This window comes from Actinoplanes awajinensis subsp. mycoplanecinus (assembly GCF_001509495.1).
GTDB lineage: Bacteria > Actinomycetota > Actinomycetes > Mycobacteriales > Micromonosporaceae > Actinoplanes > Actinoplanes palleronii.
Genome location: NZ_LLZH01000001.1, coordinates 234,396 through 248,791 on the forward strand (window position 1 = coordinate 234,396; position 14,396 = coordinate 248,791).

13 protein-coding genes are annotated in these 14,396 nt (G+C 73.8%); 3 read left to right on the top strand and 10 right to left on the bottom strand.

What is annotated here, in order from left to right; translation table 11 throughout:
- Positions 1-61 precede the first annotated feature (61 nt).
- Together ADL15_RS01070 and ADL15_RS01075 are read right to left on the bottom strand one after the other, a co-directional pair.
- Entirely contained in the window at positions 62-2,485 is a 2,424-nt protein-coding gene (locus tag ADL15_RS01070; RefSeq protein ID WP_067684074.1) for a ComEC/Rec2 family competence protein, read from the bottom strand.
- On the bottom strand, positions 2,482-3,543 hold the full coding sequence (locus ADL15_RS01075) for a helix-hairpin-helix domain-containing protein (protein WP_394326899.1): 1,062 nt from the start codon (positions 3,541-3,543) through the stop codon (positions 2,482-2,484). The genes ADL15_RS01070 and ADL15_RS01075 overlap by 4 nt, the downstream gene beginning before the upstream one ends.
- A gap of 107 nt (positions 3,544-3,650) precedes the next feature.
- Here ADL15_RS01075 and ADL15_RS01080 point away from each other — a divergent pair, with 107 nt between their 5' ends.
- Positions 3,651-4,448, top strand: a complete 798-nt coding sequence (locus tag ADL15_RS01080; RefSeq protein ID WP_067684077.1) for a putative protein N(5)-glutamine methyltransferase — start codon at positions 3,651-3,653, stop codon at positions 4,446-4,448.
- Between the two features lie 8 nt (positions 4,449-4,456).
- Entirely contained in the window at positions 4,457-5,506 is a 1,050-nt protein-coding gene (locus ADL15_RS01085) for a hypothetical protein (protein ID WP_067684080.1), read from the top strand.
- Here the strand turns inward: ADL15_RS01085 and ADL15_RS01090 are convergent.
- The 7 genes from ADL15_RS01090 to pepN form a co-directional block, all read right to left on the bottom strand.
- Complete coding sequence (locus ADL15_RS01090) at positions 5,503-6,351, bottom strand: DegV family protein (protein WP_067684082.1); 849 nt, start codon at positions 6,349-6,351, stop codon at positions 5,503-5,505. The genes ADL15_RS01085 and ADL15_RS01090 overlap by 4 nt on opposite strands.
- 34 nt (positions 6,352-6,385) lie before the next feature.
- The gene (locus ADL15_RS01095; protein WP_067684083.1) at positions 6,386-6,790 is read right to left on the bottom strand and encodes a hypothetical protein; all 405 of its coding nucleotides are present in this window, start codon (positions 6,788-6,790) and stop codon (positions 6,386-6,388) included.
- Between the two features lie 110 nt (positions 6,791-6,900).
- Positions 6,901-7,533, bottom strand: coding sequence for a histidine phosphatase family protein (locus tag ADL15_RS01100; RefSeq protein WP_067684089.1), 633 nt, complete (start codon positions 7,531-7,533; stop codon positions 6,901-6,903).
- Positions 7,530-7,934 carry a ribosome silencing factor gene (gene rsfS, locus ADL15_RS01105; protein WP_067684092.1) on the bottom strand — a complete coding sequence of 135 codons (405 nt, stop codon included), beginning with the start codon at positions 7,932-7,934 and terminating at the stop codon, positions 7,530-7,532. Before rsfS ends, ADL15_RS01100 begins: the two co-directional genes overlap by 4 nt.
- Before the next feature lie 39 nt (positions 7,935-7,973).
- Positions 7,974-8,579, bottom strand: coding sequence for a nicotinate-nucleotide adenylyltransferase (gene nadD / locus ADL15_RS01110; RefSeq protein ID WP_067684095.1), 606 nt, complete (start codon positions 8,577-8,579; stop codon positions 7,974-7,976).
- Between the two features lie 32 nt (positions 8,580-8,611).
- Positions 8,612-10,114, bottom strand: coding sequence for a hybrid sensor histidine kinase/response regulator (locus tag ADL15_RS01115; protein ID WP_067684098.1), 1,503 nt, complete (start codon positions 10,112-10,114; stop codon positions 8,612-8,614).
- A gap of 69 nt (positions 10,115-10,183) precedes the next feature.
- Positions 10,184-12,676, bottom strand: coding sequence for an aminopeptidase N (gene pepN / locus ADL15_RS01120; protein ID WP_067684101.1), 2,493 nt, complete (start codon positions 12,674-12,676; stop codon positions 10,184-10,186).
- 252 nt (positions 12,677-12,928) lie between these two features.
- On the opposite strand from pepN, the gene trpS reads away from it, so the two are divergent.
- Complete coding sequence (gene trpS / locus ADL15_RS01125) at positions 12,929-13,918, top strand: tryptophan--tRNA ligase (RefSeq protein WP_067684105.1); 990 nt, start codon at positions 12,929-12,931, stop codon at positions 13,916-13,918.
- 4 nt (positions 13,919-13,922) lie between these two features.
- Here the strand turns inward: trpS and ADL15_RS01130 are convergent, their stop codons facing one another.
- The gene (locus ADL15_RS01130; RefSeq protein ID WP_067684107.1) at positions 13,923-14,369 is read right to left on the bottom strand and encodes a GNAT family N-acetyltransferase; all 447 of its coding nucleotides are present in this window, start codon (positions 14,367-14,369) and stop codon (positions 13,923-13,925) included.
- Positions 14,370-14,396 lie beyond the last annotated feature (27 nt).

The window sequence follows — 14,396 nt, forward strand, 5'->3', positions numbered from 1 at the left end:
GCCGCTGCTTCGGGGGCGCCGCTGCTTCGGGGGCGCCGCTTTGGCCGGCTCACCCAGGTGTTCAGCCGCTCTCCGCCCCGCGCGTGGTCACGGCCAGGTCGCCGCCGGCCGCGCTGAGCACCGCGAGATCGCCGGAGAGGTCGGTGCGCAGCACCCGCGCGCCGTCGGTGGCCAGGCGGGACATCAGCGCCGGGTTCGGATGCCGGTAGTCGTTGCCCACACCCACCGAGACCAGCGCCACCGCCGGGTCCACCGCGTCGAGCAGCTCCGGCGACTGCAGCGCGCTGCCGTGGTGCGCCACCTTCAGCACGTCGGCCCGCAGCGCCGCCGGGCCGAGCCGCTCGACCAGGTCGGCCTGCTCCTCGGTCTCCGCGTCACCGAGCAGCAGCACGCTGCGACCGGCCACCGTGGCCCGCAGCACCAGCGAGTTGTTGTTCGGGTCCGAGTTGGTGCCCCGCAGCGGCTCCAGCGGGCCGAGCGCCTCGAGCCGCAACCCGTCCCGCTCGTAGGTCCACCCCGGGCCGACCGCTCGCACCGGCGCGCCGGCCCGCTCGGCGGCGGCGGTGACCTGCGCCCGGCCGCCCTCGGGCTCCGGCCAGTCCGGCGCGACCACCGCCGCCACCGCCCGGCCGCGGAACAATCCGTCCACCCCACCCACGTGATCCGCGTGGTAGTGACTGACCGCGAAGAGCGCCACCTGTCGTACCCCGAGCCGGCGCAGGCACCGGTCCACCGGGTCCGGCTCCGGCCCGGCGTCGACCACCACCGCACGGCCCCGGCCGGCCGGCAGCACCAGCGCGTCGCCCTGCCCCACCGAGCAGGCCACCACCAGCCAGTGCGGCGGGGGCCAGCCGGTGGCGAGCAGTCGTACCGGCAGGGCGCCGAGCACCGCGCAGACCGCCACCACGGCGGACACCTTGCGGACCACCGCCCGGCGGGCCGCGATCAGGAACACCACCGTGAGCCCGCCCAGCAGCAGGGCGCCGGCCACCCCGGCCGGCCAGGGCAGCGCGCCGGCCGGTACCCGCGCCCCGGTCCGCGCGACGAGCACCAGCCAGGCGGCCGGCCAGTGCGCGAGCCAGCCGGCGAACTCGGCCCCGGCCGGCCACACCGGGGAGAGCAGCGCGGCGGCCACCCCGAGCAGGGTGGCCGGGGCGATCGCCGGGACGACGACCAGGTTGGCCGGCACCGCGACCAGGCTCACCGTGCCGGACAGCCCGGCGATCACCGGCCCGCAGGCCACCTGGGCGGCGGCCGGCACGGCCAGCGCCTCGGCCGCGACGGGTGGCCAGCCCCGGGCCCGCAGCGCGTCCCGCCAGACCGGGGCGAGCAGCAGCAGACCGCCGGTGGCCAGCACGGAGAGCGTGAACCCGGCGTCCGCCGCCAGCTCCGGGTCGGCGAACAGCAGCACCGCGGCGGCCGCGGCCAGCGCCGGCACCGCCGCCCGGGGGCGCCCGGAGGCCAGCCCGAGCAGGCCGATCGCCCCCATCGCGGCGGCACGGACCACGCTCGGCGACGGCCGGGCCAGGATCACGAAGCCGGCCAGCGCCACCGCGCACACCGCCGCGCAGAGCGCCGGCCCGGCCCCGGTCCGGCGCACCGCGAAGAGGACCACCCCCAGGATGATCGCCACGTTCGAGCCGCTGACCGCGTTCAGATGGGTCATCCCGGTGGTCTGGAAGTCGGCCTCCAGGGCCGGGTCGAGCCGGCTGGTGTCCCCGACGACCAGGCCGGGGAGCAGGCCGCCGGAGTCGTCCGGCAGCGGCGCGCAGGCCCGTTGCAGCCCGGCCCGGAGCCGGCCGGCGGCCCGCTGGGCCCAGGACGGCTCGCCGATCAGGTGGGGCGGCTTGCGGACCGAGACGACGGCCGCCCGCAGGTCGCCGGGTCGGGGCGGCATCAGCTTCCCGGTGGCGGTCAGGTACTGGCCGGGCAGCAGGCCGCGCCAGCCCGGGTCGCTGCCGAGCACCAGGGCCCGCGCGGACAGCCGGATCGGTTCGCCGCCGTCCGTGCGGCGGACCCGTTCCAGCTCGACCGCGACCAGGTAGGTGGGCGGCCCGGCGGTCCCGCGCAGCGCCCGCGGATCGTCCCGGACCACCGCGCGCACCTCCACCGGGTCACCGGCCTCGATCAGCGCCACCAGCGCACCGGCCTCCCGCACGCTGACCCGGGCGGCAGTGGCCACCGCCCCGCACCCGGCGCCGAGCGCCAGCGCCACCCCGATCCACCGCAGCGCCCCGGGAAAAGCAGCCGCCCGGGAAGAGACCGCTGCCCCGGAAAGCGCCTGCCCGGGGGCAGCACGCCGGCGGGGAGAGGCGCGCCGCAGGCCGATCAGTGCGCCCACCCCCGCGACGATCAGCGCGGTCGCCCCGGTGAGCAGCCCGCTGCGGGCCGGCTGGTGCAGCGCGCCCAGCGCGGCCAGCCAGACGCCCACCGTGAACCCGGCCAGCCGCAGATCCGGTGCCGCCCGCGGCTCCCGGCCGCTCACACCGTCACCAGGTCCTTGAGCTGCTCGAACCGCGCGTCCCCGATCCCGTCCACCTTGCGCAGGTCGGTGACCGCCCGGAACCCACCCTGCGCCGTCCGGGCGTCCAGGATCCGCTGGGCCAGCACCGGACCGACCCCGGGCAGCCCGTCCAGGTCGGCCAGGGTCGCGGTGTTCAGGTTGACCAGCCCACCCGCCGGCCCAGCCGCCGGACCGGCGCCGCCCGACGGGACCGGGCCGGCCGTGGGCACCGCGCCCGGCGGCAGGCTCGCACCCACCATGATCAGCTCGCCGTCGGTGACCTTGCGGGCCAGGTTCAGCCCGGCCACGTCCACCCCGGGGTCGGCGCCGCCGGCCGCGGTCAGCGCGTCGGCCACCCGGGCGCCGGGCGCGAGCCGGACCAGGCCGGGCTTGCGCACCTTGCCGCCGACCGCGACCACCACCTCGGCCGAGGCACTGGCTACCCCGGCCGAGCCCGCACCCACCGGGCCCGCACCGGCCGGCGCCGCACCGACCATGCCGACCGGGCCGGCCGCCGGGGTCACACCGAGGCCCGGCGCGACCGGCTCCACCCGGGGCCGCGACTGCCAGGCCAGGAACGCCGCGACCAGCACCACCACCACGGCGACCACGGCCAGCGCCCGCACACCGGGCCGCCCCGGGTCGAAGGCGTGCAGCCACTTCCGAGGTCCGCCCGGGTCATCACCGAACGCGCCGGCACCGGGAAGCGCCGGCCCGGGCTCATCACGGAACGCACCGGCACCGGGAAGCGGCTCTGGCGCCCCCGCCATCTCCCAGGCATAACTCTCCACCCCGGCAGGCAGCGGAACCGCGCCGGCCGCACCAGGTCCGTCAGGCAGACCATGCTCATCACCCCCGGAACGCCCGGAGCCGGGCGCCTCGTCGGAACGGCCGTCGACCTCGGCCCAGGCCGGCACGATGTCCGACCACCGCAGTGGCCCGGCCGGTCCGCCCCGGCCCACCGGCCCGGCCGCGTCTGCGTCGTGCAGCGCCCGCATCCGGGTCGCCACGACGTCGTCGGTATCCTTCGCGTCTCGCACGGGTCGGATTCTGTGAAAACGGCCCGCTCGGGACCGGCCCGGCTGTGGACGTTCCGGCACTGTGGACGTCCACCACGATCTTTCCCGCTCTGCTAAGGACCACTTTCGTGACCAGAGAAGAGGCGATCCTCCGGCTCCGCGCGGCCGGCTGTGTCTTCGCCGAGGACGAGGCCGCGGTGCTCGTCGAGGCGGCCGCGGACGGCACCTCCCTCGACGCCATGGTCGAACGCCGGTGCGCCGGCGAGCCGCTGGAACAGGTGGTCGGTTACGCGGACTTCTGCGGCATCCGGGTCCGCCTGCGCCCCGGCGTCTTCGTCCCCCGGGTCCGCAGCGAGCTCCTGGTCCGCACGGCCGTGGCGGAACTGACAGGCCAGATCACGCAATCCCCGACCGCCGCAGCGGACGAAGAGGCCCGGCCCCTGGTCGTCGACCTGTGCTGCGGCTCCGGCGCGCTCGGCCTCGCGGTCCGCCACCGGGTCCCCGGGATCACCCTGCACGCCGCCGACCTCGACCCGGCCGCGGTCGCGGCGGCCCGCGACAACCTGGGCGCCAACGTCCACCAGGGTGACCTGTTCGCCGCCCTGCCGCCCGAGCTGCGCGGCCGGATCACCGTCCTGCTGGCCAACGTCCCGTACGTGGCGACCCGCCACCTGCCCTTCCTGCCCGCCGAGGCCCGCGACCACGAGCCCCGGACCGCCCTGGACGGCGGCGACGACGGCCTGACCGTCTTTCGGGCCGTGCTCGCCCAGGCCGGTGACTGGCTCGCGCCGGGCGGGCTCCTGCTCTCCGAGATCACCGAGGCGCAGACCGGCCCGGCAATCACCGCCGTCGATGGCCATGGATTGACGCCGGCCGTGACCACCGACGATGATCTCGACGCCCGTGTGATCACCGCGAGACGATAGGCAGCGTTGTGGGGCTGTTTCGCAGGGTTGCCCGCGCCCGGCTGGCCGGCCGGGTGGTGCGGAGGCTGCGCCACTCCGGCATTCCGGGCGCCCGCTACTACTCGGCTGCTTTCGAGGTCCGGTTCACCCGGCCCGGCGACGAGCAGTCGACGATTCTGCCGCTCACCCCGCTGCTCGGGCGCAGCCGTCGTGAGCTGGGCGCGTATCTGGCCGGCATCGTCCGTACCGGAAATCTTCCGGAGGATTGGGCGAGCGCGGCGCCGAGGTTGCGGCCGGTGCTGCGCGGCAGCGCCGCGGGCGCACCGCTGTGCCGCCCGGTATTGCCGTTCCTGTCCGAGTTCGTGGTGGTCGATCATCCCGACACCATCACGTACGTCACGCCGGACCAGCTGGCGGCCTGGGAGGTGACCGAGGACCAGGTGTTCGACGCCGCCCGGGCGAACCTCTCCGGCGCGGTGCTGCACGGCGCGCCCACGACCAAGCCGGTGGTGGTCCGGTTCGTCGACGACGGGAACGCCTACTGGACCTCGCACCTGCTGCTGCCGGGCTGGCTGGACCGGCTCGCCGAGCAGGTCGGCGGCCCGCCGGTGGCGTTCGCACCGGAACGCGGCACCCTGCTGGTCGCCGCCGACGACCACGACCTGCTCCGGGCGCTGTTCGCCCAGGTGGAGGAGATCTACGCGCGCTCGTCGCGGTCGTTGACCCCGATGGCGTACGTCAGCGGCCCGGACGGCTGCCCGGTCCCGTACCCCGCCCCACCCGGCCACCCGCTGCACCCGGCGGTGTCCCGGGCCGAGCGGATCCTGGCCGTCGAGGAGTACAACCGGCAGGCCGCCGAGCTGCCGGACGCCGCGGAACTGCGACTGACCGGCTCGGACACGGACGGCTGGCGTACCCGCGCCTTGTGGGAGCGGGACGCGCCGATCCTGTTGCCGGCCGCCGACGAGGTGCAGGCCGGCGACCGGGTGCTGCCCTGGACCGGCCTGGAGCTGACCCCGGCGGAGGACCTGACCCCGGCCCGCTGGCGCGCCCGGAAGTGGCCCGACCCCGGCACCTAGTCCCGGCGGTGCACGATCACCCCGGCCAGGCCGGGTCCGGTGTGCGCGGCCACCACCGCGCCCACCTCGGTGAGGTAGCAGTCCCGCAGCCGGTCGCCGAGCCGCATGGTGACCGCGTCGACGAGCGCGCTCGCGCGTTCCGGGGTGCCCAGATGGTGCACGGCGATGTCGGCCTCACCGGGCCCGGCCGCCTCGACCGCGAGATCGACCAGCCGGCTCAGCGCCCGACCGGCGGTACGCACCTTGTCCCGCACCACCACCGCGCCGTCCGCCACGTGCAGGATCGGCTTGACCGAGAGGGCGGTGCCGAGCAGCGCCGAGGCGGCCCCGATCCGGCCACCGCGGCGCAGGAACTCCAGCGTGTCGACGTAGAAGAACGTGCTGACCCGCGCGGCGTGCTCGACCGCGGTCCGGTAGACCCCCGCCAGGTCCTGCCCCTGCCTGGCCGCGGCGGCGGCGGCCAGCGCCGGGAAGCCCAGCCCCATCGCCGCAGTGCCGCTGTCCACCACCCGCACCTGCGGGCCGACCTCGGCGGCGGCCAGCTGGGCCGCCTCGAACGTGCCGGAGAGCTTGGCGGACAGGTGCACGGAGACGACGCCGTCCGCGCCGGCGTCCAGGAGCCGGCGGTACTGGTCGACGAACTGGGACGGTGCGGGCCGGGACGTGCTCACCGAGGTGCGGCGAGCACCGAGCGCCCTGGCGACCTCGGCCGGGAAGATCTCCAGGCCCTCGAGCCCGTCCCAGCCGTTGATCACGACGGTGAGCGGCACGATGGTGAGGTCGTACCGCCCGTTCAGCTCAGCGGGAAGATATGCCGTGGAGTCGGTGACGACCGCGATGGTCATGCACGAACTGTACTGATCCCCGGTCGGTCCGGGATCAGCCAGGCGTGACCGAGGACACCAGGAACGGCTCGCCCTGCTGGCAGGTCGTCATGGTGCCGGGCTGCGGCGTGCCGGTCACCCGCACCTTGCTGCCCACCACGGCCGACGCGCGCAGCGCCTCGTCGCCGAAGACCAGCAGGTGGAGGGCCTTGCCGGCCTGCAGGAGCAGGCAGTTCGGCTCGACCCCGGCGGTGACCGTGCCGGTGACCGTGGTGGTGCCGGCGGCGGGCTTACCGGACGTGGTCACCGAGGGCTCCGGCTGGGCGGAGGTGGACTCCGGGAGGACGGAGACCGAGGGAGCGGCGCCGGGTTCGACCGACCCGGTGTCGCTCTGCGAACGTGCGCAGCCGGCGATCACCAGCGTGAGCAGGACGGCGGGGACGACAGTTCGACGGATCATGGCAGTTGGACGCTCCGGAAGGATGATCGGTTCCGTCGGACCGACGAAGAAGAGGCAGGCCGACCGAGAAGAGGCAGTCCGACCAGGAGAGGCAGGCCGACGAGGAAGAGTCAGACCGCCGGGGGAACCGGCCGGTCGGCGAAGACTCCCACGTTGTACGCCCCCAGCTGCCAGTCCCGGTCCTCGTCGTAGGTCAGCTCGGCCCAGTGACAGTTCTGCAGCGCGCGCAGCGTGCGGTTCTGCTCCCGGGACCAGCCGAGCAGGTGGGCGAGACCCTGGCGGGCCGCGGCGCCGTGGGTGGCGACCACCACCGTGCCACCGGCAGGGACCAGCGCGGCCGCGTCCTGCAGCGCGTCGCTGACCCGTTTGCCCATGACGTCGAGATCCTCCACGTCACCGCCGACGTCCTTGCCCGCCTTCCAGCGCGCGAACTCCAGCGGCCGCTGCGAGGCCACCTCGGTCATGGTCAGGCCCTGCCAGGAGCCGAAGAACCGCTCCCGGAGCCGCTCGTCGTGGCTCACCGTGAGCCCGGTGCGAGTGGCCAGCGCAGCCGCCGTGTCGGCGGCCCGCTGCAGGTCACTGGCGACGATCGCATCCGGCCGCATCGTCAGCAGCAGCTCCGCGGCCTCCGCTGCCTGCCGGCGGCCGAGGTCGTTGAGCGGCACGTCGGTCTGCCCCTGGACGCGGTGTCCCGCGTTCCAGTCGGTGTTGCCGTGCCGCCAGACGATGAGGCGGGTGGTCACGACGCTTCGGAGCCGGCCGCGCCCGCGTCGACCATGTCCCGGTCGACGAACGGGATGGTCGGGCAGTCCTTCCACAGCTTGTCCAGGGCGTAGAACTCGCGCTCCTCGGAATGCTGCACGTGGACCACGATGTCGACGTAGTCGAGCAGCACCCAGCGGCCCTGCCGCTCGCCCTCGCGGCGCACCGGCTTCGCCTTCTCCGGCAGATTGACCAGGGCTTCCTCGATGGCATCGACGATCGCGACGACCTGACGCTCATTCGACGCCGACGCGATGACGAACGCGTCGGTGATGTAGAGCTGCTCGGCGACGTCGATGAGGGTGATGTCCTGCGCCTTCTTGTCGGCGGCGGCCTGTGCGGCCGTCAACGCCAGTTCAACAGCGCGTTCAGTGGCGGGCAAAAGAGTCCCCTCGGTCGGGTGTCAGAGGCCCCAAGTGTCTCACGCGCGTCCGACAATCCCCGAGTCCCGATACAGCCCCCGCTTGTTGATGTACTGCACGACACCATCCGGGACCAGGTACCACACCGGAAGACCGGCTCCGACCCGCTGGCGGCAGTCGCTGGACGAGATGGCCATGGCCGGCACCTCGACCAGGGTGACGCTCTCGGCGGGCAGGTTCGCCGCGGAGAGTTCGAAGCCGGGACGGGTCACGCCGATGAAGTGCGCGAGACCCAGCATGGTCATCGCGTCCTTCCAAGACATGATCCGGCCGATGGCGTCGGCGCCGGTGATGAAGTACAGCTCCGCAGACTGGCCGTAGACCGCGCGCATGTCGCGCAGCGTGTCGACCGTGTAAGTGGGCCCGTCCCGGTCCAGGTCGGCCCGGCTCACGTGGAAGCGCGGGTTGGAGGCGGTGGCGATCACCGTCATCAGGTACCGGTCCTCGGCGGGCGAGACCTTGCCCTTCTCGTACGGCTGCCCGGTCGGGACGAACATCACCTCGTCCAGCGCGAAGCGGGCCTGCACCTCGCTCGCCGCGACCAGGTGGCCGTGATGGATGGGATCGAACGTCCCACCCATGATTCCGATCCGCCTGCCTGACATCGCAGCAGAATAGCGGTGCGGCCGACCCCTGTTCAGCCGTCTAGGCGTTTCCGGACGGCGGCGAGCAGGTCGTTCGCCGTGAACGGCTTCTCCAGCAGCACGACACCCGGGTCAAGGTTCCCCTGGGAGGCCAGGATCGGCTGGGCATAACCGGACATGTAGAGCACCCGGGTGGACGGCCGTACGTCCACCAGCCGCTCGGCGAGCTCCTTGCCCAGCATCCCGGGCATCACCACGTCGCTGACCAGCAGGTCGATCTCTCCGGCGTGCCGGGCGGCCAGCTCCAGCGCCTGCGAGCCACCGTCCGCGGAGATCACCTCGTAGCCGGCGCCGCTGAGGATCCGGCCGGCCACGTCGCGCAGCCCGGCCTCGTCGTCCACCACCAGCAGCGTCTCGCCGTTGCCGCCGGTGGCGGCCGGCGCCTCGTCGCGCTTCTCCGGCACCGCCTCCTCGCCGGCCGGCAGCAGCACGGTGACCGTGGTGCCCAGGCCCGGCTCGCTGGTCAGGCTCACCTCGCCGCCGGCCTGGGTGACGATCCCGTACACGGTGGCCAGGCCGAGACCGGTGGCCTCGCCCTTGGGCTTGGTGGTGAAGAACGGGTCGAAGGCACGCTCCCGCACGTCGGCCGGCATGCCCTCGCCGGAGTCGCAGACCCGCAGCCGGACCTGGTCGCCGAGACGCCACGTGTCGATCACCAGGTTGCCGCCCTCGGGCATCGCGTCCCGGGCGTTGGTGGTCAGGCTGGTCAGCATCTGCTCGGCGCGGCCCGGGTCCCAGTTCACCGGCGGCAGGTCCGCCCCGGGCCGGACGATCAGCGTGATCCTCTCGCCGAGCGTCTCGCGCAGGGTCTCGCACAGCCCGTCGATCACCTGGTTCAGGTCGAGCGGCGCCGGGCGGACCACGTCGCGCCGGGCGAAGGCGAGCAACTGGTGGGTGAGGTCGGTGCCGCGGGTGCCGGCCCGGACCACCTGGCTCGCGTCGGCGGCGATCGCCTTCAGGTCCGGCGTCGGGCTCTCCGCCTCCTCGATCACGAAGCTGGCGTAGTTGAGGATCACCCCGAGCATGTTGTTGAAGTCGTGGGCGATCCCGCCGGCCAGCTGGCCCAGGCTCTCCAGCCGCTCGGCGCGGTGCCGGTGCGCCTCGGCGCGCAGCCGATCGTGCTCCGCCGCGGCCTGGTCGCGGTCGCTGACGTCCCGGATCACCGCGACCGCGAACCGGCCCTGCGGGGTCTCGACGATCGTGGTGGACGACTCGACCGGGAACTCGGTGCCGTCGCGCCGTCGCGCGGTGGTCACGATGGTGCCGATCGAGCCGGGCAGGGCTGACTCGATCAGGTGCTGCCGTTCCGGTACGAGTGCTTTCGACTCCTCGGTGAGCAGCACGTCGACGGGCTGGCCGACCAGTTCCGTGCCGGGCCACCCGTACATCTGCCCGGCACGGTCGTTGGCCAGCACGATCCGTGAGTCGTCGAGGACCAGGATCGCGTCCGGCGCGGCCTGCAACAGGCCGGAGGACAGTTCAGCGGACCATTCCACGCATTCACCCCCGTAGCATCAGGCTACGGGGTGCAAGCACATAAAGCCGGAATTTCGGTCACCTGCCGGTCACTCGCGGGCCAGCAGCGCCCGCCGCATGTCGTCGTCGCTGTCCTGCACCACCCGGTTCAGGATCGGATTCAGGTCCGGCGCGGCCAGCAGACCGGCCGCCAGCTCCCGGGTCCGGGCCGAGACCATCACCGCGGGGTACGCCGCCAGCGTCGTCTTCTCCGCGCTCATCCCGGAGCGCAGCCGCATCATCTCCGGCATCTCGGTGAAGTACCGCTCCACGTACGGCTGCAGCAGCTCGCGCTGCTCGGGGTGCCAGAAGCCGAGCGCGGTGAGCTCGATCAGCCGGTTGGAGAGGGTGGCGTCGCCGACGATCGCCGCCCACGCCGCCTGTTTGGCCGCCGGCTCGGGCCGCGCCGCGTGGCAGCGGGCTGCCCACTGCTCGCCGGTGGCGCTGCGGTCGGCGGCCAGCTCGGCCTCGATCGCGTCCGGACCGGCCGCACCCAGCACCACCAGCCGGTACAGCACCAGCCAGCGCAGGTCGGCGTCGACGGCCAGCCCTGCCGGGACACCCTCGCCGGCCAGCCAGGCGCGCAGCCGGGCGGTGTCGGTGGTCGCGCCGACCAGCCCGCGGGCCGCGGCCAGCTGCCGGGAACTGCCGGCCGGTGACACGGCGAGCAGCCGGTCGGCGGCCTGGGCGACCAGCTCCAGGGCGGCCGGGCGGGTCTCGGCGGTGGCGTACCGGTCGACCAGGCCCCGGGTGGCGCGCAGCACGTCCTCGATGATCACCGTCTCGGTCTCCACCGGCAGCGCGGCCAGGACCAGCGTGACCAGCTCGGCCACCGGGCGCTCGCCGTCCACCACGGCGTCCAGGGTCGAGGCCCAGAGCAGGGCGCGGGCCAGCGAGTCGCCGAGCAGCGGCAGCAGCAGCGGGACCGCGGCCGCCGAGGCGGCGTCGAGCCGGACCTTCGCGTAGGCCAGGTCACCGTCGTTGAGCAGCAGCAGGTCGGCCGCGCGCACCCCGGCCAGGGCCGGCAGCACGGTCCGGCCGGTCGCCTCGACGTCCACCTCGAGCAGCTCGCGGCGCACCACGGCCCCGTCCGCGTGGTCGTAGAGGCCGATGCCGATCCGGTGCGGGCGCAGCGTCGCGAACCCGTCCGGCGCGGTCTGCACCACCGCGACCTCGCGGTACACGTCCCCGTCGCGCTGCACCTCGAGCCGCAGCGTGTTCACCTGGGCCCGGCGCAGCCACACCTCGGCCCAGCCGGAGAGGTCCCGCCCGCTCGCCTTGGAGAGCGCGCCGAGCAGGTCGGCGAGGGTGGCGTTGCCGTACGCGTGCGCCTCGAAGTGCGCGTTCAGCCCGGCCAGGAACGCCTCGTCACCGAGCCAGGCGATCAGCTGCTTGAGCACCGCGGCGCCCTTGGCGTACGAGATCCCGTCGAAGTTCAGCAGCGCCTGATCGGTGTCGGACACCTCGGCCGGCGCCACCGGGTGGGTGGACGGCCGCTGGTCGGCGCGCAGCCCCCAGCCCTTGCGGTGCAGCGCGAACGTGGTCCAGGTGCCGGTGAACCGGGTCGCGTCCGCGGTCACCCGGGCACCCAGGTACTCGGCGAACGACTCGTTCAGCCAGAGGTCGTCCCACCAGGCCATGGTGACCAGGTCGCCGAACCACTGGTGTGCCATCTCGTGCGCGATCACGCTGGCCCGGTGCTCACGCTCGGTCTCGGTCATCGCCGAGCGGGGCACGAACTCGTCGCGGAACACCACGAGGCCCGGGTACTCCATCGCGCCGAAGTTGAACTCCGGGGCGAACGCCTGCTGGTAGTGCCCGAACGGGAAGCGGATCTCGAACATCTGGTGGAACCGGTCCAGGCACTGCTTGGTGATCTCGAAGATCTCGGCGGCCTGCGCGTCCAGCGGCTCGGCGAGCGCGGCCCGGGCGTACAGCGCCAGCGGGATGCCGTCGTGCTCGTCGGTGCGCACGTGCCAGGGCCCGGCGATCAGCGAGGCCAGGTACGTGGAGATCCGCTCGGTCGGCGCGAACTCCCAGCGGCCGCCGTCCCGGCTGACCAACCGGCCGTTGGTGGCCACCGTCCACGCGGCCGGCGCGGTCACGCTGACCCGGAACGACGCCTTCAGGTCGGGCTGGTCGAAGCTGGGCAGCACCCGCCCGGCGTTGTTGATGAACAGGTGCTGGTAGAGGTAGACCGAGCCGTCCGCCGGGTCGGTGTACCGGTGCAGGCCCTCGCCGTTGTTCGAGTACCGCATCGTCGCGTCGACGACCAGCTCGTTCTCCTCGGCCAGCCCGCTGAGCGCGAGCCGCTGCCCGCCCGCCGCCGGGTGCGGCACCGGCTGCCCGTTCAGGGTGATCGAGGCGACCGTGACCGGCTCGAACTCGAGGAACGTGGCCGCGCCGGACCGGGCCCGGAAACGGACCACGGTGCGGGACTGGAAGGTGTCGCCGGTACCGGTCAGGTCCAGGTCGACGTGGTAGCTCTCGACGTCGACGAGGGAAGCCCGGTCAGCGGCCTCGGCGCGGGTCAGGGTCGGCATGACGACAATCATGCCGGTAGCCGCGCGGCCGCCGGAAAGGGCACGTCGATGATCACTTGCCCGGGTGCCGCCGGCGCGCTAATTTCGGAGCATGCGCGTGTTCCGGACCAACTGGTGGCTGCCCTGACCGGGCGGCCACTTCCCACGCGCGATTGATTTCCGCGGCTGCCCCGTTCCGGGCAGCCGTGCTGTGTCTCACGGGCAGGTCTGCCGGGCGGGCGGTCATCCGTACCCCGTGATCGGAGACATCTCATGACGACCACCGTGACCACCGCGCCCGCCCGGACCCGCCGCCTCAGCGGTTTCCAGCCGACCGGCCACCTGCACCTGGGCAACCTCCTGGGCGCACTGCGCCCGCTGATCGCGGCGCAGGGCGCCGCCGAGTCGATCGCGCTGATCGCGGACCTGCACGCGATGACCGTCGAGCACGAGCCGGCGAAGGTCCGGGCGTTCGCGCTGGACCAGGCGACGATCATGCTGGCCGCCGGGGTCGACCCGGAACGCACCCCGATCGTGCTGCAGTCCCAGGTCCGCGAGCACACCGAGCTGCACTACCTGCTGGAGTGCGTGGCCGCCTACGGCGAGGCGGCCCGGATGATCCAGTTCAGGGAGAAGTCGGCGGCCGGCGGCCCGGTCCGGCTGAGCCTGCTCACCTATCCGGTGCTGATGGCCGCGGACATCCTGCTCTACGACGTCACCCAGGTGCCGGTCGGCGAGGACCAGAGTCAGCACCTGGAGCTGGCCCGCGCCCTGGCCGTCCGGTTCAACACCCGCTACGGCGAGACGTTCGTGGTGCCCGAGGGGGTCCGCCCGGACTCCGCTGCCCGGATCATGGACCTGGCCGATCCGCTCACCAAGATGGGCAAGAGCGGTGGCGCCGGACGGCTCGCCCTGCTGGACCCGCCGGAGGTGCTCCGCCGGACCGTCGCGCGGGCCGCCACCGACACCGTCGGGCAGGTCCGCCGGGACCGGGAGCGCCAGCCCGGCATCACCAACCTGATCGACATCCTGGCCGAGTGCACCGGTCGCCCGCCGGCCGACCCGACCTCCTACGCGGCGCTGAAACGGGAGGTCACCGACGCGGTGGAGGCGCTGCTCGCGCCGATCCGCGCGCGGCACGCCGAGCTTTCGGCAAACCCCGATTTTGTACGCGGGGTGCTCGCCGCGGGCGCCGACCGGGTCCGCCCGGTCGCCGCCGCGACGGTGTCGCGGGCCCGCGAGGCGATCGGCCTGCTGGACTGAGCCTTCACACCAGCGCGGGCAGCAACTTCTCGAAGCACACGCTGCTCGGGTTGCCGGCGTAGCCGCCGAAGGCGGGGATCTGCCGGTAACCCGAGGACTGGTACAGCGCGATCGCGGCGGGCAGCGACACCCGGGTCTCCAGCCGGATCACCGACCGGCCCACCGCGAGGGCCTCCTCCTCGACCGCCACGATCAGCTCGCGGGCGAGGCCGCGGCCGCGGAACGCCGGGCGGACGTACATCCGCAGCAGCTCCGCGACCCCGTCCTCGAGGTCCCGCCAGGCGGCACAGGCGACCGCCCGGCTGTTCACCACACCGATCAGATACGCCACGTCATCGTGCGGTTCGAATATCTTTCCCGCCCGGGCCTCCGACTCGGCCAGTTCGCGCTGCTGAGCAGTCACGAGAGCGGCGAGTTCGGGGTCCAGGGCGGGACGCGATTCGATCTGCACCCGGGTGACTCTAGGTGACGACCGTTT